This window comes from Paenibacillus lacisediminis (assembly GCF_046567315.2).
This window is the reverse complement of sequence record NZ_JBKIAX020000010.1, coordinates 51,873-77,570: the sequence shown is the minus strand read 5'-3', so window position 1 is coordinate 77,570 and position 25,698 is coordinate 51,873. Positions and strand designations below refer to the sequence as shown.

At 54.1% G+C, this 25,698-nt stretch carries 20 protein-coding genes, 2 tRNA genes and 1 pseudogene; 3 read left to right on the top strand and 20 right to left on the bottom strand.

The annotated features are described in order from the left end of the window. Window positions 1–286 precede the first annotated feature (286 nt). Window positions 287–445, top strand: coding sequence for an aspartyl-phosphate phosphatase Spo0E family protein (locus ACLD72_RS19485; protein WP_218571253.1), 159 nt, complete (start codon window positions 287–289; stop codon window positions 443–445). 120 nt (window positions 446–565) lie between these two features. Here the strand turns inward: ACLD72_RS19485 and ACLD72_RS19480 are convergent, their stop codons facing one another. Beyond that, window positions 566–1,021, bottom strand: coding sequence for a GNAT family N-acetyltransferase (locus ACLD72_RS19480; protein ID WP_410997524.1), 456 nt, complete (start codon window positions 1,019–1,021; stop codon window positions 566–568). A gap of 49 nt (window positions 1,022–1,070) precedes the next feature. Between ACLD72_RS19480 and ACLD72_RS19475 the strand changes: the two are divergent. Next, window positions 1,071–1,160, top strand: a pseudogene (locus ACLD72_RS19475) (DUF1259 domain-containing protein); the annotation flags it as partial. Between the two features lie 53 nt (window positions 1,161–1,213). Here ACLD72_RS19475 and ACLD72_RS19470 read toward each other — a convergent pair. From ACLD72_RS19470 to ACLD72_RS19430, 9 genes are all read right to left on the bottom strand, one after another. After that, a tRNA-Ile gene (locus tag ACLD72_RS19470) sits at window positions 1,214–1,287 on the bottom strand. Window positions 1,288–1,298: 11 nt separating this feature from the next. Further along, window positions 1,299–1,372 (bottom strand) — tRNA-Met (locus ACLD72_RS19465). A gap of 111 nt (window positions 1,373–1,483) precedes the next feature. Beyond that, window positions 1,484–2,782, bottom strand: a complete 1,299-nt coding sequence (locus tag ACLD72_RS19460) for an ABC transporter substrate-binding protein (protein WP_458476116.1) — start codon at window positions 2,780–2,782, stop codon at window positions 1,484–1,486. A gap of 232 nt (window positions 2,783–3,014) precedes the next feature. Then, window positions 3,015–3,194, bottom strand: coding sequence for a hypothetical protein (locus ACLD72_RS19455; RefSeq protein WP_458476125.1), 180 nt, complete (start codon window positions 3,192–3,194; stop codon window positions 3,015–3,017). Window positions 3,195–3,309: 115 nt separating this feature from the next. Continuing rightward, window positions 3,310–4,824 (bottom strand): ABC transporter substrate-binding protein, encoded by a 1,515-nt coding sequence (locus ACLD72_RS19450; RefSeq protein ID WP_410997520.1) that lies wholly within the window; start codon window positions 4,822–4,824, stop codon window positions 3,310–3,312. Window position 4,825: 1 nt separating this feature from the next. Further along, the gene (locus tag ACLD72_RS19445; protein WP_410997518.1) at window positions 4,826–5,710 is read right to left on the bottom strand and encodes an ABC transporter ATP-binding protein; all 885 of its coding nucleotides are present in this window, start codon (window positions 5,708–5,710) and stop codon (window positions 4,826–4,828) included. 3 nt (window positions 5,711–5,713) lie between these two features. Then, window positions 5,714–8,617, bottom strand: a complete 2,904-nt coding sequence (locus ACLD72_RS19440) for an ABC transporter permease (protein WP_410997516.1) — start codon at window positions 8,615–8,617, stop codon at window positions 5,714–5,716. Beyond that, on the bottom strand, window positions 8,617–9,705 hold the full coding sequence (locus tag ACLD72_RS19435; protein ID WP_410997514.1) for an efflux RND transporter periplasmic adaptor subunit: 1,089 nt from the start codon (window positions 9,703–9,705) through the stop codon (window positions 8,617–8,619). Before ACLD72_RS19435 ends, ACLD72_RS19440 begins: the two co-directional genes overlap by 1 nt. Beyond that, the gene (locus ACLD72_RS19430; RefSeq protein WP_410997512.1) at window positions 9,668–10,516 is read right to left on the bottom strand and encodes an ABC transporter ATP-binding protein; all 849 of its coding nucleotides are present in this window, start codon (window positions 10,514–10,516) and stop codon (window positions 9,668–9,670) included. Before ACLD72_RS19430 ends, ACLD72_RS19435 begins: the two co-directional genes overlap by 38 nt. A 240-nt stretch (window positions 10,517–10,756) precedes the next feature. Between ACLD72_RS19430 and ACLD72_RS19425 the strand changes: the two genes are divergently transcribed. Next, complete coding sequence (locus ACLD72_RS19425) at window positions 10,757–12,355, top strand: S-layer homology domain-containing protein (RefSeq protein ID WP_410997510.1); 1,599 nt, start codon at window positions 10,757–10,759, stop codon at window positions 12,353–12,355. An 88-nt stretch (window positions 12,356–12,443) separates the two neighbouring features. Here the strand turns inward: ACLD72_RS19425 and pyrE are convergent, their stop codons facing one another. The 10 genes from pyrE to lspA all read right to left on the bottom strand — a co-directional run bounded on the left by pyrE (window position 12,444) and on the right by lspA (window position 25,520). Beyond that, complete coding sequence (gene pyrE, locus ACLD72_RS19420; RefSeq protein WP_251586911.1) at window positions 12,444–13,085, bottom strand: orotate phosphoribosyltransferase; 642 nt, start codon at window positions 13,083–13,085, stop codon at window positions 12,444–12,446. A 2-nt stretch (window positions 13,086–13,087) separates the two neighbouring features. After that, entirely contained in the window at window positions 13,088–13,816 is a 729-nt protein-coding gene (pyrF, locus tag ACLD72_RS19415) for an orotidine-5'-phosphate decarboxylase (RefSeq protein WP_410997508.1), read from the bottom strand. A 183-nt stretch (window positions 13,817–13,999) separates the two neighbouring features. Then, entirely contained in the window at window positions 14,000–17,212 is a 3,213-nt protein-coding gene (gene carB / locus ACLD72_RS19410; RefSeq protein WP_410997506.1) for a carbamoyl-phosphate synthase large subunit, read from the bottom strand. A gap of 4 nt (window positions 17,213–17,216) precedes the next feature. Further along, a complete protein-coding gene (carA, locus tag ACLD72_RS19405; protein ID WP_251586917.1) occupies window positions 17,217–18,353 on the bottom strand; it encodes a glutamine-hydrolyzing carbamoyl-phosphate synthase small subunit in 1,137 nt (378 codons plus the stop codon). A 166-nt stretch (window positions 18,354–18,519) separates the two neighbouring features. After that, complete coding sequence (locus tag ACLD72_RS19400; protein ID WP_410997504.1) at window positions 18,520–19,812, bottom strand: dihydroorotase; 1,293 nt, start codon at window positions 19,810–19,812, stop codon at window positions 18,520–18,522. 75 nt (window positions 19,813–19,887) lie between these two features. Beyond that, window positions 19,888–20,799, bottom strand: coding sequence for an aspartate carbamoyltransferase catalytic subunit (locus tag ACLD72_RS19395; RefSeq protein ID WP_251586921.1), 912 nt, complete (start codon window positions 20,797–20,799; stop codon window positions 19,888–19,890). 1 nt (window position 20,800) lies between these two features. Beyond that, entirely contained in the window at window positions 20,801–21,346 is a 546-nt protein-coding gene (gene pyrR / locus ACLD72_RS19390; RefSeq protein WP_410997502.1) for a bifunctional pyr operon transcriptional regulator/uracil phosphoribosyltransferase PyrR, read from the bottom strand. Window positions 21,347–22,493: 1,147 nt separating this feature from the next. Then, window positions 22,494–23,747 carry an LL-diaminopimelate aminotransferase gene (locus ACLD72_RS19385; RefSeq protein WP_410997498.1) on the bottom strand — a complete coding sequence of 418 codons (1,254 nt, stop codon included), beginning with the start codon at window positions 23,745–23,747 and terminating at the stop codon, window positions 22,494–22,496. 331 nt (window positions 23,748–24,078) lie between these two features. Continuing rightward, window positions 24,079–25,026: an RluA family pseudouridine synthase gene (locus tag ACLD72_RS19380; RefSeq protein ID WP_410997496.1), complete on the bottom strand. Its 948-nt coding sequence runs from the start codon at window positions 25,024–25,026 to the stop codon at window positions 24,079–24,081. Continuing rightward, window positions 25,023–25,520, bottom strand: coding sequence for a signal peptidase II (gene lspA / locus ACLD72_RS19375; protein ID WP_410997494.1), 498 nt, complete (start codon window positions 25,518–25,520; stop codon window positions 25,023–25,025). Before lspA ends, ACLD72_RS19380 begins: the two co-directional genes overlap by 4 nt. Window positions 25,521–25,698: the final 178 nt, after the last annotated feature.

Sequence of the window (25,698 nt, the reverse complement as noted above, 5' to 3'; positions counted from 1 at the left end):
ACTGTTCCGGTTAAACGGTCATCGCCCGCCCTTCCGCCACCAAGCAGGCTATCGTTTCGTCAAGACAATCGGTACCGTTATATCGATAACTATTATTTTATAGGCCTTCGACATTTTTTTGCAAATGTTTCTGGCCTCCGAGGGAGGATTTACAAATTCAGACATAGAATGTATTACTACCACTTTAGCCTGGTGCGGAACAGATATAAAGTGGGATTCCGCCTGACGGTCGCCAGTGCACAGCGGACGTATTACATAGATATTTAAAATCTAGGAGTTGTTCGCTTTGGAGCTGATTCTAAAAATTGAAGAACTCCGGTTGGAATTAAACAAACTAGCGGCGTGCAAACGTCTGGCCGACCGGGAGCTTATCATCGTAAGCCAACGACTGGATGAGCTGTTGAACGAGTATCATCGTTTAATCTTAGAACAGCAAAGCAAATGATTCAGGGGGGAGTCGCTTTGGCGGCTCCCTTTATTTTTCTTTTTTTCATAAAAAACGCAAAAAACACCGCTAAGATCGGCAAGCGGCCGAAGCGGCGTTAATCGCATTAAACCATGTACGTTACAATTCTTTGGTCATAAAAACGCTGTTCGGATCCTCTTTGTAATCCGCAAATGGACTGCAGTATGCAAATCCGAAGCTTTCATACATGGTTCTGGCCGGTTTAAAAGCGTCCATCGAGCCTGTCTCCAGGCTTAACCGCCGGTAGCCTCGCCGTCTGGCCTCTTCCACGATATGGGCCAGCACAGCCCTGGCGACGCCTTTTCTCCGGTGGGACGATGCCGTTCGCATCGACTTTACTTCCCCATGCTCCGGGTCAAGCTCCTTCAATGCGCCGCAACCCGCCAATACCCCTTGCTCCCACGCGCTCCAAAACGTAATGTCCGGCTTTTTCAGGCCTTCCAGATCAAGAGCATGAATGCTTTCCGGAGGTGAGGTTTCCGCCATGTTCGCCAAGTGCTCCCCGATCAACGCCTTAATTTCCGGCCCATTTAAATCGTCCAACTTAATTTCCACAAATCTCGCCTCTCCCATCATATCCACGATAGATTAATTTGAAAAGCCAAGATTGATCTATCTTCACCTTGAAACCATCGAAAATCCTATCGTTTTCGCCAAAAAATTAAGATCCGCCCTGAACGTTCTGAAAAAATAAGGTACGCTGGAAAGACAAGCACCCCCCTTGCAGCGCAAGAGGGGTGCTTCATATGGGCCCTACAGGACTCGAACCTGTGACCAATCGGTTATGAGCCGACCGCTCTAACCAACTGAGCTAAGGGCCCGACCACAACAATTGCGGGGGCAGGATTTGAACCTGCGGCCTTCGGGTTATGAGCCCGACGAGCTACCGGGCTGCTCCACCCCGCGTCATTAAAATAGCGACTTAATTAATATACAATATAAGTCAGGTGGATGTCAAGGGGGAATGGGAGGAAAAAACCGCCCATCATCCCCATGTTTCTACATTCCTTCTCCACTCTAAGGTTCCTTTTTTAATTTGGCCAGCATTTCATTTCCTGCCTGTTCCCATTCCTCCAGTGCTTCTTTAGGCGTCGCTTGGTCTTGCACGACTTTCCCGAAAAAAGTCTCGCCCAACATCTCCACATCGAAGAGCAGCAACGTAAACTCTTTACTATGCATCAGGAGCTCCTCCGAAACGGCCGGCGGAATCGGTTTCCGCGCGTAAAAGGCCTCGATATGATAGTCCAGCCCGCCTTGGGGACGAATATATTTCTCCCGGGCGACGAGATCGGAGCCGCTATGCGATCTGATCTTGGCGTAGTCATCGCCGTTTAGAAATTTGACAAATTCCCAGGCGTCCTCTGGATTTTGGGCGGCGCTGTTAATCGCTGTAAGGCTGCTCAATTCCATGCCGCCGGTTTCCGGCGCCTCCGGATGCACTGGAAGGGCCGCTACGTCCCAGTCTATTTTAGAAGAACTGTTATTATTCTTCTCGAATTCAGCCGCGTCTCTCAATTGGCCCACATAGCTGTAATCGGCCACCAGCATGGCCGTATCGCCCGAGATAAAGAGGTCTGTATCATATGTAGGCGCCTGTTCAATATACTGACCTTCATAGCCCCCGAATAACACCTTATCGGTCACCAACTGACTGATGGTGGTCAAGACCTTTTCCCATTGCGGTGAATTAACGGCCATCTTCCCCGTCTGCTCATCAACGAGCTTGAGTTGAAGTGGAGCGGCGTAATCCGAGACCATGTAACTAAACGGCCCTTGGCCGTCGCGCCATTGCGTAAAGGAAATGCCGTAAATCCGCTTCTGCCCCTCTCCTCTAGCCACGCGGCGGGCGAGATTAAACACCTCATCCCAGGTCATATTGTCGGTCGGCGGTTCCACCCCGGCTTCCTGAAAAATTTTCTTATTATAAAACAGCGCCGAAGCCGAAAACGTCGGACTTAATCCGTAAATGTGCTGGTCTCCAATAGCCTTGGCTCCTTCCAACACGGCGGGAACGGTGCCGGAGGTATCGAATTTATCCTTTTGAATGAGCGGATCCAACGGTTTAACCAGGTTTTCCCGCACCAATCTCGTAAGGGCCTCGTCGCTGACGATGACCACATCCACCGGGCTGTCGCCGGTCATGATTTTTTTCAGGCTTTCTACAATATCCTGGCTTTCTTCCCGAGCCACATTTCTCCCATATGTACCTCCATAAATGGCCGGAACCACTTCTGTGGTAAGGCCAGGATGAGTCACCTCAAAGGCATCCACATATTGCTGCCGGAAATTGGACTCATCCCCACTTCCGTAGATCATCCCGATCCGTAATACCCTCTGTTCATCATAGGCGGGCCTAGCTGAAGTACAGCCCACGAAAAGAGATGCGATCAGAATTGACATGGCTATAACAGCCCACAACCTTTTTCCCCAAAAACCGCTATTCAATTGCAAACTCCTCTCCCTTATCATCAACTTCCATCTTCGCCTTGCAAAAATCCGCTCCTATTCACTATAACGAGTTCCCACGGCCTTTTTGTGACAGGTTTAATCACGGGATAAAACGGACGCCGTATTTTCCTTTTCGAGAGCGGAAAATTTCTATTTCGCGCATGTCGTCGAAGCCGTAAATCCAGCCGTCCTGCTCGAGCCTGCGAGCCAGGCAGCCAGCTTGGAACTTCGTTCTGTACAACTTATTGAAATATACCCAACGCATGGCTTGTCGGTCCATCCTTTCGTTTTTTCGTACATCCTTCCCCTGCCTATAGAATGCCCAGGAACAACCTAAAAAAGCCACCGGAATGATTCCGGCGGCTTTTTTAGGGTTTAGTAAATTTTGCTTAAGCTTAATATTTGACTCCGGAAGTTCCGCTTTCGTCCGGTACATACGGCGTACCGTCCTCCTGGAATTGGGTTTTCGGGTTGTTTTTGATCTCCAGCAGCATCTTGTTCCCCTTCTCTTCCCATTCCTTAAGCGCTTCTTCCGGCGTTTTTTTGTTCTCCAGCACTTCCTGGTAGTAATTGCGTCCGACACTGGTTACGTTGTAAAGACCCGGTTTTTCGATGAGCAATTTCTCGTCTTTCGGATCCGTTGGCGGCGTAGGCTTAAGCAAATAAAACGCCTGAATATTGTAATCCAATCCTTGTACCGGCTCAATATACGATTTCCGTGCCACCATCTCGTAGGAATTGCCGCGGGATTTCAGTTTCGCCCAATCCTCGCTATTGATAAATTTAATGAAATCCCAGGCGGTTTCCGGATTCGGCGCCGCATTGTTAATGGCGAAGGTATTGGTCAGCCAAATATTGCCGCCGACATCCGGTTTTTCGGGATGCACCGGCACGGTAACGACATCCCAGTCCACCGGTTTGTAATTTTTGATCTTGGCGGCATTGTTATTCGCATCAGCAATTTCGTTAATATAATAGCTTTCGTCAATCGTCATGGCAACTTTGCCGGACAGGAACAAATCGCCGCTAATCGGCGTCCATTGGTCCATGGCGTCATCCGACATCCCCGCCGAGGAGTCCGGAATGATTTTATCCTTGACCAGATTTGCCATCGTTTTCCAAACCTCGATCCACTGCGGCGAGTTAACCGTCATCGTTTCTGCCTTATTGTCATATGTTTTGAGCTGCAAAGCGTTCACGTAGTTATACTGCATAGCGTAAAACGGATCGTTACCCTGGTACCGGTTGAAGGAGAAGCCATAGATCCGGTCTTTACCTTCCCCTTTGGACACCCGGCGGGCCAGGTTGAAAATATCGTCCCATGTCATTTTATCCGTCGGAGGTTCGACGCCGGCATCGCTGAATATTTTTTTATTGTAAAAAAGGGCTGAAGAAGAGAAGGATGGGGTTAACCCGTACAATTTTCCGTCCCCCAAATCCTTGATGCCGTCGATGACCGCCGGAACGAAATCCGACGTGTCGAATTTATCTTCCTGCATCATCGGATCCAGCTGCTTGAGCATATTTTCCTGGATCAACTGATTCAGCACGCTCGTATCCGTAACGACGATGTCGACCGGATTGCCACCGGTCATAATCTTTTTCATACTTTCCAGGTTGTCCGGCTGCTGATCCCCTTCCGAGCCGTCGGAATAGCGGTATTGGCTCTGATCAATGGCCGGAACGATCTCGATCCGGATATTCTGATGCGTAAATTCATAGACGTCGGTATACTGCTGGCGGAAATACGAATCGTCGTATCCCCCGGACAGTACGCCGATCCGCAGCACCTTCTCCTGCTCCTTGTCGGCGCCTTTGCTTCCATTGCAGCCGGCGAGCAATCCAAGCGTAAGCGTTGCGGTCAGCAGCACCGTCGTAATTTTGCGAAAATTCCCTCTCTTCATGCCCATTTTATTGATCCCCCTCTAATGATTTTGGTGCTGTGATGATGATTTTTTCTCCGTCAAATTCCATGCTGGCTCGCCCGCCGATACCGACGGCCTCCAGATATTCCTTTGGCACCTGAAGACGCCCGACACGGTCGACCACCACAAACGCTTCGTGCACCTCCTGCAGTCCGCCGCCCAAGCCTTCCGCAGCGGCCAAATCGAGGTTCGGATTTCGTTTCAAAAACTCAGTGCTCGTTAAACCGTCGCGGATCGCCACGACGCGGTCCACTTTACCCGCTAGCGTCAAATCATGCGTAACGATAACGACCGTGATCCCGAGCTCCCGGTTTACCTGACGAAAAATTTGCATGATTTGATCGGACGTGGCCGTATCCACCGATCCGGTCGGTTCATCGGCAAGCAGCAGCTTCGGACGGTTCGAAAGCGAGATGGCGATCGCCACCCGCTGCTGCTCCCCGCCGGAAAGCTGGTGGAGCTTGTTGTGCATCCGGTGCTTAAGTCCGACCCGCTCCAGCAGTTCCTTGGCATAATTGCGATCCAGCTTGCCGGTCAGCAGCATCGGCATCTCGACGTTTTCCAGCGCCGTTAAATAAGGCAGCAGATTGCGCGCATTGTTTTGCCATACAAAACCTACCGTACTGCGCTTATACTCCACCAGCTGGTCGTCGCGGATCTTCAGCAGATCCCAGCCTCCGACCGACACCTGGCCGGCCGAAGGCCGGTCAAGGCCGCCCAGCATGTTCAGCAGAGTCGATTTGCCGCTGCCGCTGTTCCCGATAATGGCCATCATTTCGCCCTGCTCCACGGTCAAGTTAAGACCCTGAAGCGCCACGACTTCGATGTCCTCGGATTTAAAAATTTTGACCAATCCCTCGCAGTGTATCATCGGCTACCGCTCCTCTCCCATTTTCACGGCTTGATGCACGCGCAGCCGCCGGATTTGCCACAGCAGCAGGCCGGCTCCAAGCAGCAGCATCACCAGCACGACTACGTATAGCTGCAGCGTATCCTGCGAGTCAAACACGATCCGGAACGGTGGAACCTGGGTGGTTACGTTATCGGCGGTTTGCAGGAACGGCAAGTACAGTCTGCCGGCGAATTTCCCGATGACGATGCCGAGCACAATCGACAAACCCGCTGTCAAAATTTGCTCGGTCAGCAGCATAAACGTCAGTTGCTTGCGCGACAAGCCCATCGCCCGCAATATCCCGAACTGCACGACCCGGCCGGATAAATTAAAGAACCAATACAGCACGTATCCGATCAGCGAGACAATGACCGAAACGAGGAAGCCCAGGCTCAAAATGCCGAACACGCCGCCACGGGTCGGATGCTTGCTCTGTGCCGCCAATTCGCTGCGTACATCGGCTACCGAATACAAGTCGATGCCCTTTTCGGCCAGCTTCGGAACGAGTGGCGCCACCTTGGCGCCTGGCTTCATCTTCAGCCAAACCTCGTAAGGAATGAGCGGAACCTGGTCGTAAATATAATCGAGGTTGGCGATGATGAACGGCGTCTGATCCGGATATTGGCTGGGCCAATACGGGATGATGCCGTACACAGCGAATTCCACCGTCTGATCGTTAAGCGAAACGGTGAATACATCCCCCAGCTTCAGCTTGTATTTCTCGGCCAGATTGGACGGCACCAAAGCCGCACTTTCGTTCATGCCCAGAAAATTCAAATAATTGTACGGATGCGCCGGGAACAGATCGTCCCGGAACCAGGCAACCTTGGCAAAATCGACATTGTCGATGCCCATGACGTTGCCTTGCCCTGCCGACCGCCCGGAAATGATGATGTTTCCTTTCGTTTGCAGGACGCGTGCCGCATGTTCGACGCCATCCAACTGCCGGAAAATTTCAAACGGCGGTTCCGATGCATAGATCAGCTTGGTTGGTCTCTGGTTTTGTCCGCCGCCCGCACCGCCTCCGCCCGGCGCCCCCGGATTCCCCGGCTGGCCGGAACCTCCGCCCTGCCCTTGGCCTTGCCCCTGGCCTGAGCCGCCTTGCGATGGCCGTTTAATTTCCGCCGATCCTTCCCATACCGTCTTCATAATTACATCCGCTCCGTACTTGTAGAGCGTCCGCTCCGTTGAGTTCAGATCGATCGTCCGCGCGGCGGAAGCATTGTATACGCCCAGCCCGAGCGTCAACACCAGCAAAATCATCAGCGGATAATACGACAACGATGAACGGGACAGTTGGGTCAAACTTAGATAATAAGGTACGGGCAGCCATTTTTTTCCGAGCCAGCCGATCAGCTTGAGCAACCAAGGAAATACGCGCAGGAAAAACAAACCGATCGAAAAGATGGCCAGCGCCGGGACGAAAAACAGGAACGGCTGAACTTGAAGCTCATCCGTGGTCATCCCGGTTTGGAACGTAATCATTTGGCGTTCCTGGAACAAATAATAACCGTAAGCGGAAATCCCCATCAGCACGATGTCCAGGAACCAGCGCTGCCAGAAAGGCGCCCGGTCGGAGCGCGCCTGCTTTTGCTTCGCCTTGACGATCGAGGAGCGCGCATAAGATATGGCCGGCAGAAGCGTCGCCAGGATCGCGATGGCGACCGCCAAAGCTCCCAACACAAGCGCATCGAAATTAAAGCCGACCGGAATCGATTTGCGGTTGACGAATGTCAAAAATCCGTCGGCTGCCCCGATCGATTTGGACATAAACCAGCCCAACAGCGGTCCCAGGATCAGCGCTACGACACCTAGAATCAAGCTCTCCAGCAAATAAATGAAGACGATTTGCTTTGTCGACGCTCCCCGGCTGCGCAGAACAGCGATGTCGCTTTGCTGCTTGTCGAGAGCCTGGCGGGCGTTCATCACGATATAATAGAACACCATGGCGATCATCGGCGCCGCCAGCGTGAACAGCAGCGTCTGCATTTGCAGGCTTTGCTTCCGGAAATCGTTCAACAGGCTGCCGAACGAGACGTCGACCTTCGTATCCTTCAGTTTCTGGTAGAGTACAATGTTCAAACGCTCCAGCGTACCTGCGAGCGGCGACAGTTGGCTCGTTTTAACCTCCCGGAGATCGAACGCATAATACCAGCTCGAACTGTGAAGCGGAATCGACAAGCGCTGCAGCAGATCTTCGTTCAATGCTTTCTCAGGGATATAGAAACTGTTCATCATCCCCTCAAAGCCCTGGTACCAATAGGGATCGTTTTCGTTTTTCGGCTTAAACACGCCGACGATTTTCACTTTAAGCGTTTTACCCGAACCGCCGCTTACAGGATACTCTATAATGTCGCCGACGTGCAGGTCCTGGCGGTACATCGCCTCTTCCAGCATCAGCGCCTCGATCGTATCTCCGCTGGCCTTTTCCGAAAACAGCTTCCCCCCGGACAGCTCGATATGATCCTGGAGCCCGCTCATCGAGGAGACCGTCATCGTTCGCGTACGGCTCGCATCGACCTTGGTCGGGTCGACCGGGTACACCTCCGTGCTCCGGATCGAACGCGTATTGACATAGGTTTCATGAGGAAAGCCGATTTCCTTCGGCACCTCGTTTACAATATATTCGTCCACGGCCTTTAAACCGCCGATATCCGTTTTCGTTCCCCCCGGCGCCTGGTAGCTCATGATCAGGGAACCTGCGGGAAGTCCTTCGCTTTCGCTTTTTAATGTACTCGAAACGACCCGCTTCAGCGAACCGTCCGAATACATCGGAATGCTGACGGTAAACGAGACAGCGACGATAAGGCCAAGCAGCGTACTGAACGTCAGCCATTTCGTGTTCCACATTTTGCGGAACAGTAAGCGCAATAAAGGTACACCCATTAACGACCCACTACTTTCTGCCCCGGCGTAAGCCCTTTAACGATTTCTATGTCGGTCGAAGTCTGCAGGCCAACTTCAACGTCGGCTTCGCGTTTGCTGCCGTCCTCTTCGACGACCTGTACATAGGTACGAGAACCGATCGTGCGCAGGGCGGAAATCGGAATGAGCACGGCGTTTTCCTTGCGTTCGGTGACAATGGAAACGCTGAGCGGTCTGCCCCGCTCGATGCCTTTAGGCCATTTGTCCAACTGCACGATCACGTATTTGTCGATCGAGTCCTTTTCCGGCTGGTTGCCATTATTGTTATCGTTATCCGAAGAATTGGTGTTGACCGGCATCACCTTGACCTTGCCGTTGTATACACCGGCGGCGTTAATATCGACTTTGGCGTCCATACCGACCGCGATTTTTTCCAGATCCTCCTTGGCAAAAGAAGCGGCCACAACCAGTGATGAAGTATCCGAAATCACCGCCAATGTTTTGTAAGCTTCAATGGTCTTGCCTTTTTCGGCCGAGACGGACACGATCGTGCCAGAAAACGGCGCTCGGAGCGTCCCGTCCGCGATCGTCTTCTCCAAATCCGCAAGGTCCTGCCGCGCTTCTTCAAAAACAATCGAAGCCTCTTCGAATTCAATCGGTTCCTTCTCGTCCTTCGTGCGGAGAAGCTCCTTCATTTGAATTTCCTGCTTGCGGAATTCCAGCTTCTTCTTGCGCAGATCCTTCTGCAGTTCCTCCACGTCCAGCTCGATAAGCGGATCTCCCTGCTTCACCTTATCCCCGGCTTTGACCAGCACATTTTTGATATGCAAATCGCCTTTCGTAAAGAACAGCGGTTCTTCTCGCTGGCTCATGATCTTCCCGACCGCGCTCACGTCAATCACGATCGGTCCCTTCTTCACTTCGTACTCCGGTTTCTTCGAAATCGTCGGCGGCGTAATGACGGGAATATCTTCTTCCTCGTCTTCGTTCGGAAGCAAGGCACAGCCGGATGCGGCGAGAAACGCCAAGCAAATCACAAGCAAGCCCAGTGACCGGGAAAACTTCCCTCCTTTAACTAATAAATTTTCCATCCACCATTTCGTAAACATGGTCTGCGACCTCCAAGATTGTAGGATCGTGTGTCGTCATGCAAATCGTCACACGCTCCGTATGTATGATGTTTTTAAAAACGGCCATGATTTGCGCGCCCATTTGCGAATCCAGATTCGCCGTCGGTTCGTCCGCCAGCAGTAGTTTGGGCCGATGGGCGATCGCTTTGGCGATGGCCACCCGCTGCTGCTCCCCGCCCGACATTTCGAACGGCCGGTGAAACATCCGTTTGCCAAGCCCGACCATCTCCAGGCAATGGGTTACGCGCGGTTTCCATTCCTGCGTCGGCACCCCGGCCATGCGCAAAGACAGCTCCACATTCTCCCACGCAGAAAGCAGCGGCAGCAGCGCGTAGGCCTGAAATATGAAGCCGATTTGATCCCGCCGCAGCACCGTTCGCTTGTCGTCGCTTAACCGGTGCAAGGGCTGGTCGCGGAAAAAAATCTCCCCCGACGTCGGTTGATCGAGCCCGCCCAGCATGTTGAGCAGCGTCGTTTTCCCCGAACCGGATCTCCCTTTGAGCATGACAAGCTGGCCGGGAAGGACTTCCATGTTGATCCCTTTCAACACCTGAATTTCTCCCCCGCCAACCGGAAAAGACCTGCGAACATCCTTTACCGTCAGCAGGGGGCCCTTCTCCATTTCTTGCTTAGGTGCATCGCTTTTCTCTATAACGGCCGCGGCCTCAAGCTTCTCCAGTTCGGACGTCCCCTCGGAAAGCTCCGGCAAATCCCCGCCATCCGCCGGAATCCGCACCTCTGCTTCCGGCTTATCTACCATTTTCTCTCGCTTGCGGAGCCAAAGCTTCATCTTGTATCGTTCTCCCATTTTTTCAATTTGCTGCTCCCCCTCTGGCTCACGAAATAACCTTGTCTATGAATGCTCTACGTCTAGCATTATAAACGAAATGTTATGCCAAAAAGTTACAACATTTTTTACGGATTTGATATTTTTTAGCCGCGGATTTCCATATTTTTTACACTGATCGTAATCTATAAGTCTGTTAAAATAAAGGGGATTTCTACTAATTTAGGCAAGGAGTCCTACTTCATGAAAAAAATATTATCTGCGCTCCTGCTGGCATCTCTGATTTTGACCGCCCCCGGCGTTGATCAGTTGCCGGTGTCCGCCGAGTTGCTGCCCTATAACGACATAAACGGCAGCTACGCCAAAGAGGCGATCGTGCGTTTAAATGAAAGCAATACCATGAAAGGAACATCCCCAAGCGAATTTTCTCCTGCACGTGCGATTACCCGCGCGGAATTTATGACCACCCTGACCCGCATCCTGCATCTGGTACCCGTGTCCTCGGCCCTCCCGGCTTATACCGACGTTGATCGTTCGGCATGGTACTATGGCACGATTCAGGCTGCAACCGAACTGGGGCTAACGGAAGGGCTGGGGGGAGGCATCTTCAAGCCGAATCAACCGATTACCCGGCAGGAAGCCGCGGCTTGGCTCGTCAGAGCCCTAAAGCAAAAGACGGGTGTGACGGCAGCTTCCCGGTATAAGGATGACGCCAGCGCCGCACTGTGGGCCCGCCCTTACATAAGCGCCGTTTCGGCGCTAGGTCTGATGGAAGGCAGCGACGGGAAATTTTATCCGAATCGGGCGATAACCCGGCAGGAAACCGCCGTCATTCTGGATCGGTTGCTGCAGGGCAAAATGTTCCCGGACGCGATAGCCGCATCCGGAAAGCAGGTGATTCAAATCGGCTGGCAGTTCGGCCAAACAACCGAAGACTATCGGAAGTCCGTGCAGAAATCCAGCGTCAACGTGCTGTCGCCAAGATGGTACTTTTTGGAGAGCACCGGGAAAATCTCCGATTCCACAGATCCTTCCCTGGTCACATGGGCCAAAAACAACGGAAAACAGGTTTGGGCCATGGCGGGCAACCGTTTTGACCAGGAAACGACGCATAAACTGCTTTCCTCTTCATCCTTATCCGCGGCGGTGATTCAAGATTTGAAATCGTATGTAAGCAAATACGGGCTGCAAGGCATCAATCTCGATTTTGAAAATGTGCAAGCTTCCGACCGGGACTTATTTACCAATTTTGTCGCCAAGCTGGCCAAGGAGCTGGACAGCGTTTCCGCCGTCTTGTCCGTCGATCTGCCACCCGATTTGGGCAACGATTGGTCGGACGCCTACAATTATGCGCAGCTGGCCAAAAGTGCGGATTACATCGTCCTGATGGCCTATGATGAGCATTGGAGCGGCTCAACGGCCGGTTCGGTCGCTTCCTTGAACTGGGTGCAAAAGCGGCTCGGCGAACTGCTGGCCAAAGTGCCGGCTGACCAATTGATTTTGGGCATGCCGCTTTATACCCGGGACTGGAGCATCAACGGCAGCGGAACAACCGTATCCTCGGAGGATTTGACGATACCGGAGCAAACCAGCCGGATTCGTCAATACGGGGCGAAGCTCAAATGGAACGATACGGCCGCCCAATATACGGCCGAATACCGGAAATCCGGCATGCTGCACCGGATCTGGCTCGAGGATTCACGCTCGCTAGCGGAAAAATTCCGAATGGGCATGAGATCCGGAGTCGCCGGCTTCGCCTATTGGCACATCGGCGGCGAATCGCCGGAGGTGTGGACGGGCTTGAAAAATACGGAGAAGTACGAAGGGTATACGTTTGAATAAGCCATTCGGCCCCTCAACAAGCCGGTTTGAGACCTTAAAAAAGCGAAACTTTTGCATTTTGGCAAAAGTTTCGCTTTTTGTGTCCCTTCTAAGCTCCGAAGGAAGCCGGATCCTTACGCCATGATTGCAACAGCTCCAAGTCTTCGGCTTTAATGTCGCCGCGCCGGACGGCTACGTCGATCAGCGCCGAATAGTTGGACAATGTCTTAAGCGGGATGCCCGCTTCGGCAAATGCGTTTACCGCCTTGTCCAACTGGTAGCTGAAGATCGCCAGCACGGCGAGCGGCTCGGCGCCTGACTCGCGGACAGCCAGGGCCGCCTTAAGCGAACTGCCCCCGGTGGAAATCAAATCCTCGATAACGACGACCTTTTGACCGGGTTTAATCAAGCCTTCGATTTGATTCTCTTTGCCGTGGCCTTTGGCTTTGTCTCGGATATAGGCCATCGGCAGGCCGAGCTTCTGCGCCGTAAACGCGGCGTGCGGAATGCCCGCCGTCGCCGTCCCGGCGATAACCTCGGCCTCGGGATAAACTTCGCGAATCAGGGCCGCGAACGACTCCGCGATCAGGTCGCGGATCGCCGGATAGGACATCGTCAGCCGGTTGTCACAGTATATCGGCGATTTGATGCCCGAGGTCCATGTAAACGGCTGATGCGGCCGAAGCGCCACCGCTCCGATCTCCAGCAAATTCTCGGCGATCTGAGCCGCCACCTCATTTGAGTTTGCCATGATTACATCATCTCCTCGATAATTTTCTCCGCCGCTTCGCGGGGATTAGGCGCTGCAGTGATCGGACGCCCGACGACGATGTAATCCGTACCCTGGGACATCGCTTCGCCCGGCGTGAGGGTGCGGGATTGATCATCCGCCTTGCTGCCGGCCGGCCGGATGCCCGGCGTTACGGTCAGAAACGCTTGCCCGCACCGTTCCTTCACCGCTGGCACTTCCAACGGAGAAGCGACAACGCCGTCCAAGCCGGCTTCCCGGGCCAGCGCCGCATAATGCACCACGGACGCTTCCACCGTTCCCGAAATACCGATTTCGCGGTTGAGCATATCCTGGTTTGTGCTCGTCAGCTGCGTCACCGCAATGATCCGCGGCATGGCCAAGGACGCGTCACTCTCCAGGGCGGCAAGAGCTCCTTCCCTGGCCGCTTTCATCATGTTCACCCCGCCTGCGGCATGGACGTTAAACATATCCGCACCCAGCTTGGTGACGCTGTTCGCGCCGCCCTTCACGGTGTTCGGAATGTCGTGCATTTTTACATCCAAAAAAACCGAGTAGCCCGCTTGCTTCAATTCCCGGATAAAATCCGGACCGGCCGCATAAAAAAGCTGCAGCCCCACCTTCATATAGCAAGGAATGCCTTCCAACGCTTTCAGCAGCTTTCTCGCCTGCTCGGCATCAGGAAAATCGAGGGCAACGATCAGCCGCCCCGCCGCCTGTTCAAATGAACGCATTACCGCTTACCCTCCTGTCATGCCTGCGGCTCCGAAGCAAGTTGCCTCCGAGCCGCAGCATTTTTTGTAATCGAATTATCCGTCCAAATGACCCCTCTTAATAGTTAGTGTTCAAAAGATTCGATGCCTTGGTTACTTCTTGATTCACTTCGTGATCAAAAGCGGACTTTTTGAACTTACCTCTTATAAAGAAGGCATCGCTTGGGAGGAGAAGTTAATCGTCTCCAGCATCTCGAGCAGTGCGCGCACCGTATCAAGCGAGGTCATGCAGACAACGCCGTTCTCCACCGCTTCCCGGCGGATACGGAACCCGTCGCGTTCGGGTTCTTTGCCTTTTGTCAGCGTATTGATGACGAAGTGCGCTTCCCCGTTACGAATCAGGTCCAGAATGTTCGGCACGCCCTCCGACAGCTTGTAGACCGTTGTCACATGGATGCCCGCCTCGATCAGCGCGGAAGCCGTTCCGTCCGTGGCGATGATTTTGTAGCCCAGGCGATAGAAGCCGCGCAGCAGCTCAACCGCTTCCTGCTTATCTTTATCCGCTACGGTTGCGATAATCGCACCGGTCGAAGGGATTTTCATCCCGGCTCCGATGAGGCCTTTATACAGCGCTTTGGCATACTGCGGATCGCGGCCCATCACTTCCCCGGTCGATTTCATTTCCGGACCAAGGGTCGGCTCGACCCGGCGCAGCTTGGCGAAGGAGAACACCGGCACCTTCACGGCCACCTGATCGCTTTCCGGCCACAGGCCGTCCTTGTAGCCGAGATCGCTCAGCTTCGTGCCGAGAATGCACTGCGTCGCCACGCCCGCCATCGGAATGTTCGTCACTTTGCTCAGGAACGGCACCGTCCGCGAAGACCGCGGGTTCACCTCGATCACATACACTTCGTCCTTGTAGATAACGAACTGAATGTTGACGAGACCGATCGTTTTCAGCTCTCTGGCGATTTTGATCGTGATTTCGACGATTTTCTCTTTCATCTCAGCGGACAGATGCTGCGGCGGATACACCGCGATCGAGTCGCCGGAGTGCACGCCGGCGCGTTCGATATGCTCCATGATTCCCGGAATCAGCACTGTTTCCCCATCGCAGATCGCGTCGACTTCGACCTCTTTGCCCAGCATGTAGCGGTCGATCAGCACCGGATGCTGCGGGTTGATGTTGACCGCTTCCTCCATGTATCTAAGCAGCTCACGGTCAGAGTAGACGATTTCCATCGCCCGGCCGCCCAGGACGTACGACGGACGCACCAGCACCGGATAACCGAGCGCTTGCGCGGTTCCCACCGCCTCCTCGACCGAGGTAACCGTGCTGCCCTTAGGTTGGGCAATATGCAGCTTGGAGAGCAGCGCTTCGAACTTTTTGCGGTCCTCCGCCTCGTCGATCGATGCCAGAGAGGTTCCGAGAATACGCACACCGGCCGCCTCCAGCGGCGCCGCCAGGTTGATCGCCGTTTGGCCGCCGAACTGGACGATGACGCCAACCGGGTTTTCCTGCTCAATGACGTTCATGACGTCTTCAAAAAACAGCGGCTCGAAATAAAGCCGGTCCGAGGTGTTAAAATCGGTGGACACCGTCTCCGGGTTGTTGTTGATGATAACCGCTTCATAGCCGGCTTTTTGGATCGCCCAAACGGCATGCACCGTGGAGTAGTCGAATTCGATGCCCTGGCCGATCCGGATCGGGCCGGAGCCAAGCACGACGATTTTCTCCTTGCCGGATTGGATGACTTCGTTTTCCGTTTCATAAGTCGAATAGTAGTATGGCGTGGAAGCTTCAAACTCCGCCGCGCAGGTATCCACCATTTTGTATACCGGCCGGAGGCCCTGCTCTTTGCGGAAGCTGCTGACCTCGGCTTCGGTCAAATGCGTGCCCGTCGGCTGCCCTGCCGCACGCAGTTCGGCGATCGCCCGGTCGGTAAAGCCAAGCCGCTTGGCCTCGTACAAGGTTTCATAGGATAAAATCTCTTCGCTGGCGATCTGCTTCTCAAACTCGACCAAACGCTCGATTTTGTCCAGGAACCACCAGTCAATTCCCGTCAGGTCGTGGATTTGTTGGAGCTTATAGCCGCGGCGGAACGCTGCGGCGACCAGAAACAAGCGCTCGTCGTCGGCTTTGATCAACCGGGTGTTCAACGTCTCGTTGTCGATCTTTTCCGTCCCTTTCAGGTACAAGCGGTGTGTGCCGATTTCCAGCGAGCGGACCGCTTTGTGAATCGACTCTTCGAACGTCCGCCCGATCGCCATCACTTCGCCGGTCGCTTTCATCTGCGTGCCCAGCTTGCGGTTGGCGCTGACGAATTTATCGAACGGCCAGCGCGGGATTTTGCTGACGATGTAGTCGAGCGTCGGCTCGAAGCAGGCATAAGTCTGCCCCGTTACCGGATTGATGATTTCGTCGAGCGTATAGCCGAGGGCGATTTTTGCCGCCATTTTGGCGATCGGATAGCCCGTTGCTTTGGAGGCGAGCGCCGAGGAGCGGCTGACCCGCGGGTTCACTTCGATGACATAGTACTGAAAGCTTTGCGGATCAAGCGCGAACTGGACGTTGCACCCGCCTTCGATGTTCAGCGCGCGGATGATCTTAAGCGAAGCCGAACGCAGCATCTGATACTCGCGGTCGGAGAGCGTCTGGCTCGGGGCTACGACGATGCTGTCCCCGGTATGTACGCCCACCGGGTCAAAGTTCTCCATGTTGCAGACAACGATGCAGTTGTCGTTCGCATCCCGCATCACTTCGTATTCGATTTCCTTCATGCCGGCGATCGATTTTTCGATTAAACATTGGCCGATCGGGCTGTAGCGAATCCCCGAAGCGACCGTTTCCTTAAGCTCCTCTTCCGTGGCGCAAATCCCGCCGCCGGTGCCGCCCAGCGTGTAGGCCGGACGAACGATGACCGGATAACCGATCTCCGCGGCAAATTTCAGCGCCTCATCGACCGAGGTAATGATCGTGCTTTCCGGCACCGGCTGCTCCAGCTCGCGCATCAGCTCGCGGAACAGGTCGCGGTCCTCCGCTTTTTCGATCGAAGTCAGCTGCGTGCCGAGCAGCTTGACATTCTCGCGCTCCAGCACGCCGGCCCGGGCCAATTCGACGGCCATGTTTAGCCCGGTTTGCCCGCCCAGTGTCGGCAGCAGGCCGTCCGGGCGCTCCTGGCGGATGATTTGCGTCACGAACTCAAGTGTGATCGGTTCGATATATACTTTGTCGGCCATGTTGGTATCCGTCATGATGGTCGCCGGGTTGCTGTTGATCAGCACCACCTCGACGCCTTCTTCCTTCAGCGCCTGGCAGGCCTGTGTCCCGGCATAGTCAAACTCCGCAGCCTGGCCGATAACGATCGGGCCGGAACCGATGACGAGTATCTTCTTGAGGTCTTTATTGATCGGCATAGGATTACAGTTCTCCTTTCGTGGCAGCCATGAGTTCGGCCTGACGGGGCTTTTGCGGATGCAGGCGCTTATGCTCGCGGATCATTTCGATGAAGCGGTCGAACAGGTAGCCGTTATCGTAAGGTCCGGGAGCGGCCTCCGGATGATATTGCACCGAAAAAGCCGGATATTTTTTATGCTTCAAGCCTTCGACCGTTTTGTCGTTATTGTTGATGTGCGTTACTTCCAAGTCCGTTCCGTTCAGGGACGATTCTGTTACCGTGTACCCGTGGTTCTGGGAGGTGATGTAACAGCGGCCCGATTCCAGCTCTTTAACCGGATGGTTGCCGCCGCGATGGCCGAATTTCAGCTTTTCCGTATCGGCTCCGCACGCCAGGGCGAACAGCTGATGGCCCAGGCAGATGCCGAAAATCGGGTATTCGCCGAGCAGCTCGGAGATCATTTTCGCCGCGTAAGGCACGTCTTTCGGGTCCCCGGGACCGTTGGACAGCTGAATGCCGTCGGGATGCAGGCGGCGGATTTCCTCCGCAGTCGTGTCGTGCGGCACGATGACCACATCGCAATCCCGTTTGTTGAGCTCGCGCAAAATGCCGCTCTTGGCACCGAAGTCCACGAGCACGATGCGTTCCTTCGCGCCCGGGCTGCTGTAGACATGCTTCGTCGAGGTTTGTGCCACCTGATTGCGCAGTTCCTCGATGCTGGTCGCCAGCATCATTTCCTTCAGCTCTTCCACCGATTTCGAGGAGGTGGTCAAAATCCCCCTCATCGTCCCCTGATGACGGATAATGCGTGTCAGCATGCGGGTATCGATGTCGGCAATGCCGGGAATCCCGTATTCCTTAAGCAAATCGCCCAGGTTGTACTGCGCCCGCCAGTTGCTTGGCGTCGGCTCGTACCGGCGCACCACGAACCCGTGGATCGACGGGACGATCGATTCGAAATCATCCCGCGAGATGCCGTAGTTCCCGATCAGCGGATAGGTCATGGTGACGATTTGTCCGCAGTAGGACGGATCAGACAAAACCTCTTGATACCCCGTAATTCCCGTATTAAAAACGACCTCGCCCGTTTTTTCGCCTTCCGCTCCGAATGAGGTTCCGGTAAACAGCGTGCCGTCTTCCAACAACAATCTTGCCTGCATCCTGCAGCACTCCTTTACGCTCAACTTTTAGAGGTAGTTCAAAAAGTGCTGAAACCTGACTTTTTGAACACCGCTTTTAGAAGTTCATCATGCTGATTTATTATTAACAGCCAGCTTAAATACTAGAATTCAACACGCCGTCCGTGATTGGGCTTGTGTCTCAGACTTATGCCTCAGACCAAACCAAGTTTCCACCCACGATCGTCGCCACCGGCCAGCCCTTCAGCTTCCACCCGGCAAACGGAGTGTTGCGCCCTTTCGAGGCGAACGCGGACGGGTCGACGGCCCGCTCCTCCTCCAAATCGACGATCGTCAGATCGGCGGGAGCGCCGGGAGCGAGGCGGCCGGACTCCAGCCCGAACACCTTCGCCGGGTCAGAGGTCATGCGCTGCACCAGCATCCCCAAAGTCCAGCGGCCCTCGGCCACAAATTTGGTGTACAGCAGCGGGAACGCCGTTTCAAAACCGACGATGCCAAACGGAGCAAGCTGCATGCCCTTCGCCTTCTCTTCCTCGCTGTGCGGCGCATGGTCGGTGACGATAATGTCGATCGTTCCGTCCTCCAGCGCAGCGATGCAAGCCTCCACGTCCCGGCGGGAGCGCAGTGGCGGATTCATTTTCCAGTTGGCATCCAGTCCGGGGATATCTTCGTCCGCCAGGATCAGATGGTGCGGGCATACCTCGGCGGTCACGTTGATGCCTATCTCTTTGGCCTGCCGGATCAGGCGGATCGACTGCTCCGTACTGACGTGGCAGACGTGGTAGTGAACCCCAGTCGCCTCCGCCAGCAAAATATCGCGTCCGACATGGATCGCCTCCGATTCGTTCGGGATGCCTTTCAGGCCGTGCCGTCTGGCGAATTCCCCTTCGGCGACCGGCGCTCCTTCCACCAGCGAGTTGTCCTCGCAGTGGGCGATGACCGGCATATCGAGCGAAACCGCCAGCTTCATCGCGTCCTTCATCATCTGCGCGCTTTGCACGCCGACGCCGTCGTCGGTGAATCCGATCGCGCCGGCTTCCTTCAGCGCGGCAAAGTCGGTCAGTTCGCGGCCAAGCTCGCTTTTGGTGATCGCCGCATATGGCAGCACGTTGACCAGTCCCGCCGCGGCCGCTTTTTGCTTCACGAATTTCACCGTCTCGGGATTGTCGGTCACCGGTTTCGTGTTCGGCATGCAGGCGATCGTGGTGAAGCCGCCCTTGGCCGCCGAGCGGGAGCCCGTTTCGATCGTTTCTTTATGCTCGAAGCCCGGTTCGCGCAAATGCACGTGCATGTCGATAAAGCCCGGGGTTACCAGCTTGCCGCCGGCGTCAATTATCCGCGTTTCCGGATCGGCCGCTGTGGCCTCTCCGGTCTCGTTGACGGCAATACTTTCGATCCTTCCGTTCCGGACGGTGATTCGGGACAATTGCAGCTCACCGTCGGCATTTAGGATATTGGCATTTATGATAACAAGTTGCATGAAATGTTCATCCTCCGCTCTTTCGTACGATTTTGGATAGGCCAGCGGTTTTGGTGCTTTATTTCCTTGCACGCCTTACCGCAAGGCCCGTTCCAGGACAGCCATACGGATCGGCACGCCGTTTTGCATTTGCTTAAAGATGCGCGACTGCGGGTGCTCCACGACCGCATCGTCGATTTCCACGCCCCGGTTCACCGGAGCCGGGTGCATGATCAGCGCGTGCGGCGGCAGTTTGGCCGCTCTCTCCTCCGTCAAACCGTAATGGAGACGGTATTCGGCGTTCGACTTCAAGATACCGTCCGCATGGCGCTCCAGCTGAACCCGGAGCATCATGACGACGTCGCCGCCAAGCGCTTCTTCCATCGATACGTAAGGAGCGTAGGCTTCAAGCTCCGGAGCCTGCATATTTTCCGGCGCGCACAGCTTCACTTCCGCGCCGAATTTTTGCAAGGCCCACAAGTTGGAGCGGGCAACCCGGCTATGTTTGATATCGCCGATGATCGACACCTTGAGCCCCTTCAATTCCCCAAAGTGGGCCTTCATCGTATAAAGATCGAGCAGCGCCTGCGTTGGGTGCTCGTTGTTTCCGTCGCCGGCATTAACAAGCGGCACCCCGATTTTTTCCGCAATCCCTTCGAGCATGCCGATCGGCTTGAGCCGGATAACGCCGGCGTCGATGCCCATCGACTCCAGCGTGCGGACGGTGTCGTAGATCGACTCGCCTTTTTCCACGCTGGAGACCGCTGCCGCGAAGTTAAGCACCTGTGCGCCCAGCCTTTTCTCCGCCATTTCGAAAGAAAAGCGGGTCCGGGTGCTGTTTTCAAAAAACATATTGGCTATGAATCGGTCCTGCAGGACCGGAACCACTTTCTCTGCTTTGGCGTCCCAGTAGGCCGCCCGGTCCAGAATCGAGGAAATCTCCGCAGCGCTCAGGTTTTTGAGTCCCAGCAAGCTGCGTTCCTTTACCGCCGCCGTCGTTAGCGTCATGTCAGTTCCCCTCCCGCTGATGCAGGATGCGGACAAGATCGCTTCCGTCATGTTCTTGAAGCAGCACTTCGATTTCTTCCATGCGCGATGTGGGCACGTTTTTCCCGATATAATCGGCCCGGATCGGCAGCTCCCGATGGCCCCGGTCGGCGAGAACCGCCAGTTGGATCGACTCCGGCCGGCCGCAATCCATGATCGCGTCCATCGCGGCCCGGATCGTGCGGCCCGTATACAGAACATCGTCGAACAAAATGATTTTTTTACCTTGAATCGATACCGGGAATGTGGCTTGCTTAGCTCCCCGCACCGTTTCGGTGTTGTCGTCCCGGTAGGACGTCACGTCAAGCTCACCCCACGGAATCGCTGATCCTTCGATGCTTTCCAGCCGCTCGGCCAGCCGCTTAGCGAGATATACACCGCGCGTTTTGATGCCGGCCAGCACCAAACCTTCGATCCCTTTGTTTCGCTCCAAAATCTCATGCGCAATTCTGGTAAGTGCCCTCCGAATCGCCTGTTCATCCATTATGATACGGCTTTCGATGCTCACAGCTTTGACCTCCTTAGGACGATTGATGGTCACCCGTGTTCGTTCCGTGATCGGCGCATAAAAAAACTCCTTGCCTGATCCAGGCAAGGAGTTTTTAGCCACAGTTTAACCATGACTGTCACGGGGTTTTGGGCATACCCAGACCTGATGAAAATGAGCACAGGTCGGCCCTAATTCCCCATTCACGTTACCTTGCCAGCCTCACGGGACTGAATTAAAGGTGCTATTGGTTTACATGAATTATGACAGAACGAGGTTTGCCTGTCAAGACAATCCGCCTGGAAACCATTCACACCTTGCACACGATGGTACCATCCGAATCTTCCTTAGCGGGAGTACGGCTGCATATCGGTATTTATAATTATACATTTGTATTTATATTTATTCAACCGGATTTTTGGGATGGACTTTCCGCCGCCAGCTCCGCTGAGAACTTATAACTCAACTTTCGCAGCATGAAATTGGCAAATAAGCGTTGATGTAACTGGCAAAGCGGCTATCGCGACCCGGAGTTGACATTGGATCAAAAGGAGAAAGTTTTTCCTGGTTTCCGAGGCGGCTTCATGGACAGAGCCGGCAGTTGTGGTAAAGCGATCGCCCCCCTGGGCGTACCTGCTTCCTATACCAGCTTTCTTGGTCCACTGTTGAATGGACTAGTTGCAAAATGTACAATTACTTATCCGGAAATTGCCATAGCACTTGAATAAGTGTAAAACCTGCAATTACTCCGCTATCTTTCGAAAAATGAGGCTAAAAACAAGGGGATAAATGTACGAAATGCAATTAGAGAACACCAAGGACTTCGGCTCTTTCTAAACTTGGGACGCTGCTCTAACGGACACCAGCGACCTTATCCGCCCATTTCCCGGGTATTTCCCGGCCTAACGGACCCACATGACGCTATTTCGCTCTAAATGAGTTCAACTGGGCCGATTCGAGGTAAATAGAGTCATCTGTGTCCGTTACATTTTGCAATCTTCGGTTTTTCCTCAAATAGCGGCCCTGGTGTCCCTTAGCCTTCAGATTCTCTTCTCCTTCCCTCTCTACCTGCGCAGTTTTCCTCTACCGTACCGTTAATAAATTCTTGTATCTCAAAAAGGGCCGGCCAAGAACATTTCTTGGCCAGCCCTGCACAAACTCAATTCATTTAAAAAATAAACTTCAAATCACCCAACCGGCGTTTGATTTCCGAGATCACACGGCGCTCTTCGTCTTCACCATCGGCGATAAACGTCACCGAGAAACGGATGTAATGACCGGCGTCGTCCCAAGGCACCGTCGAAATCAATTTCTCGCGGATCAAAAATTGCGAGAAGTCTTCCGCCGTCGCAAAAGTCGGACCGCCTTCCACGCCCTGCGGTGCCTGCACGTACAGGAAGAAAGAGCCCTGCGGCTTCTTCGCTTTAAAGCCCAGTTCATTCAGCGCGTTTACCAGCAGCTCGTGGCGGCGCGAATATTTCGCGGCGATTTTTTCGGTGATTTCCGGATGCGCCAACCCAAAGGCCGCCGCTTTTTGGATGGCGATAAACTGCCCGGAATCGTTGTTGTCCTTCACGTCGCTGAAAGCTTTGACGACCAGCGGGTTGCCGGCGACAAAACCGATTCTCCAGCCCGTCATATTGTACGACTTGGACAAGGAGTGCAGTTCCACGCCTACGTCCTTCGCACCCGGCACGGACAGGAAGCTAAGCGGTTTGAGCCCGTCGTAAGTCAAGGCTGCGTAAGGCGCGTCATGCACGACGACCACATGGTATTTCTTCGCCCATTCCACCACTTTGGCGAAAAATTCCGGCGTTGCGCTGGCTCCGGTAGGGTTGTTCGGGTAGTTCAAGTACAACAGCTTCGCCTTGCGGGCCACCTCTTCCGGAATCGCCTCAAGATCCGGCAGGAAGTGGTTTTCTTCCGTCAAAGGCACCGTGTACACTTCGCCGCCCAAATACTTGGTATGCGTGCCGATGATCGGATAGCCCGGGACGGTCATAATCGTAATGTCCCCCGGGTTGATAAAGCAGGACGGCAGCATCGCGATCGCCGGCTTGGAGCCGATCGAATGCACGACCTCCGTAACCGGATCGATGCCTTCCACGCCGAATACATCGCGTAAATATTTCGCCGCGGCTTCCTTGAACTCCGCAATCCCGTTGTCCGCATAACCGCGGTTTTCGCGTTTGGCCGCTTCTTCCGCCAGCTTCGCTACAATCCCGGGATCGGCCATATCGTCGGGTTCACCGACGCCCATGTCAATCAGCTCGACATCGGGAAAATCTTTTTTGGCCGCCGCTTTGGCGCGTTTGATTTTCTCGAATTTATAAATAGCGGTATCTTTACCGTAGTTTGCCCCGCCGATCCGGTCCGCAAATATCTGCTGAATGTAGGTTTCTTGTCCATACACCGTACTCATTTACCGTCCATCTCCTTCATATTCGTTAAAGAGGTTGTTCAAAAAGTCGTCTTTCCATGACGAAGCAGTTCAGGGAGTGGATCGGGCGTCGAATCTTGAATTCAGCCGGGCCTTCCGTTGCTCACGTAGATCTGTCTACGCTCCGCTACTCAGTCCCTGGCTTCATCCAACCTTCTCGGTCCTGAAAATCCGACTTTTTGAACACGCACTTAAAAAAATCTACTTTTTTAAATATGAGGGAAGACCACGGAATAGAGAATGGATTAATTACCTGATCGTTTGTACTTTTTGATCAAGCTGTCTCCTGGAGACGAACATTTCCCGGGAATTATCAACGGTTTCGCAGCGCCAAAAGCACATCCTCCATGTCGGACGGAATCGGGGCGCTGAATTCCAAATACCGGCCGTCCGCCGGGTGATCGAAGCCCAAAACGGCCGCATGCAGCGCTTGTCCGTTCATTTTGACGCCTTTGCTGCGTCCGTACAGCGGATCTCCCACAAGCGGGTGGCCGATGAACTTCATGTGCACGCGGATTTGATGGGTACGTCCGGTTTCCAGCTTAAGTTCCAGCAGCGTATAATCGCCGAAACGCTCCACCACCTGAAAATGCGTGACTGCCGATTTGCTGTTCCGGTCGATTACCGTATACATTTTGCGGTCATGCGGGTCGCGGCCGATCGGCGCGTCCACCGTTCCCTGGTCATGGCTGACATTGCCGTGCACGAGGGCGTAATACTTGCGGGTGACCGAGTGCTCTTTCAACTGCGCCGCCAGCGAGGCGTGAGCCTTATCGTTTTTCGCCGCCATAATCAGCCCCGATGTATCCTTATCGATGCGGTGCACGATCCCGGGACGGAGTTCTCCGTTGATGCCCGACAAATCCTTGCAGTGAAACATCAGCGCATTGACGAGCGTTCCGCCCGCATGGCCCGGCGCCGGATGCACAACCATGCCGCGCGCCTTGTTAACGACGATAACGTCGCTGTCCTCGTAGTAAATATCAAGCGGTATATCCTCGGGAACGATTTCCACCGGTTCCGGCTCGGGAATCGTCAGCACGACGCGGTCGCCCTCCGCCAGCTTATAGTTCGCTTTAACCGGGGTATCGTTGACGACCAAATTTCCCGCTTCAATCCATAGCTGAATTTGGCTCCGCGAAATGTCCTCATAGAGCTGCCCTTTAACATATTTGTCGATCCGCTCCTTGGCAGCTGCGGAATCGATTGTCCATTCAAGCGTACCGTCCTCGGTTTCTTCATAAAGCTTGTCTAAACTCATACGTTCTCCTCTTGCTCATGGTTGGCCTGAGGCGTCTGCTTCTCCCGGCGCATCTCCAGCAGCGAATCCAAAATGATCAGCGCGACGCCAATCACGATGCAGGAATCCGCCACATTAAAAATTGGAAACGTGTAAGAACCGAAATTAAACTGCAAAAAATCGACGACTTCACCGCTGACGGCCCGGTCCAGGAAGTTGCCGAACGCCCCGCCGAGTACAAGTGACAGCGCCGTAGGCAACAACTTGTTCCGCAGTTTTCTCACTTTTAACAAATACCAGATGATCCCGATCACGACCACCGTCGTCACCGCGATAAAAAACCAGCGCTGATCCTTTAAAATACCGAAAGCCGCGCCAGTGTTGCGGTGCGAAGTAATGAGAAAAAAGTTGCCGATAACAGGAATTTGTTCTCCGATCGTCAACCCGGTTGCAATCAAATATTTGGTGCCCTGGTCAATTAGAAAAACAATCAATGCAATCAAAAAGTATACCACTCGGTAGTCACCTCGTTTTTCATTTCCAGCGGTTCAACGACCGGCAGGATTATCCACTTGTAAGCCTTGTATATTGTAGCACAGCCGGAATTGGCCCGTCCATGCGCGAAAGGATTTTCCTTAGGTAATTCGCCCTGGTTCTGCGCAAAATACCGTTATGAGAAGCTGTTCAAAAAGC

Coding starts and splice junctions, on each gene's coding strand:
- ACLD72_RS19395 (WP_251586921.1), bottom strand. CDS start 20,799: ATGACGCTAACGACGGCGGCGGTAAAGGAACGCAGCTTGCTGGGACTC.
- pyrE (WP_251586911.1), bottom strand. CDS start 13,085: ATGGCAAACTCAAATGAGGTGGCGGCTCAGATCGCCGAGAATTTGCTG.
- carB (WP_410997506.1), bottom strand. CDS start 17,212: ATGCCGATCAATAAAGACCTCAAGAAGATACTCGTCATCGGTTCCGGC.
- ACLD72_RS19450 (WP_410997520.1), bottom strand. CDS start 4,824: ATGGGCATGAAGAGAGGGAATTTTCGCAAAATTACGACGGTGCTGCTG.
- ACLD72_RS19455 (WP_458476125.1), bottom strand. CDS start 3,194: ATGGACCGACAAGCCATGCGTTGGGTATATTTCAATAAGTTGTACAGA.
- ACLD72_RS19380 (WP_410997496.1), bottom strand. CDS start 25,026: ATGAGTTTAGACAAGCTTTATGAAGAAACCGAGGACGGTACGCTTGAA.
- ACLD72_RS19460 (WP_458476116.1), bottom strand. CDS start 2,782: ATGATCTACGGAAGTGGGGATGAGTCCAATTTCCGGCAGCAATATGTG.
- carA (WP_251586917.1), bottom strand. CDS start 18,353: ATGCAGGCAAGATTGTTGTTGGAAGACGGCACGCTGTTTACCGGAACC.
- ACLD72_RS19435 (WP_410997514.1), bottom strand. CDS start 9,705: ATGTTTACGAAATGGTGGATGGAAAATTTATTAGTTAAAGGAGGGAAG.
- ACLD72_RS19385 (WP_410997498.1), bottom strand. CDS start 23,747: ATGAGTACGGTGTATGGACAAGAAACCTACATTCAGCAGATATTTGCG.
- ACLD72_RS19440 (WP_410997516.1), bottom strand. CDS start 8,617: ATGGGTGTACCTTTATTGCGCTTACTGTTCCGCAAAATGTGGAACACG.
- ACLD72_RS19430 (WP_410997512.1), bottom strand. CDS start 10,516: ATGAAGCTTTGGCTCCGCAAGCGAGAGAAAATGGTAGATAAGCCGGAA.
- ACLD72_RS19400 (WP_410997504.1), bottom strand. CDS start 19,812: ATGCAACTTGTTATCATAAATGCCAATATCCTAAATGCCGACGGTGAG.
- ACLD72_RS19425 (WP_410997510.1), top strand. CDS start 10,757: ATGAAAAAAATATTATCTGCGCTCCTGCTGGCATCTCTGATTTTGACC.
- pyrF (WP_410997508.1), bottom strand. CDS start 13,816: ATGCGTTCATTTGAACAGGCGGCGGGGCGGCTGATCGTTGCCCTCGAT.
- ACLD72_RS19445 (WP_410997518.1), bottom strand. CDS start 5,710: ATGATACACTGCGAGGGATTGGTCAAAATTTTTAAATCCGAGGACATC.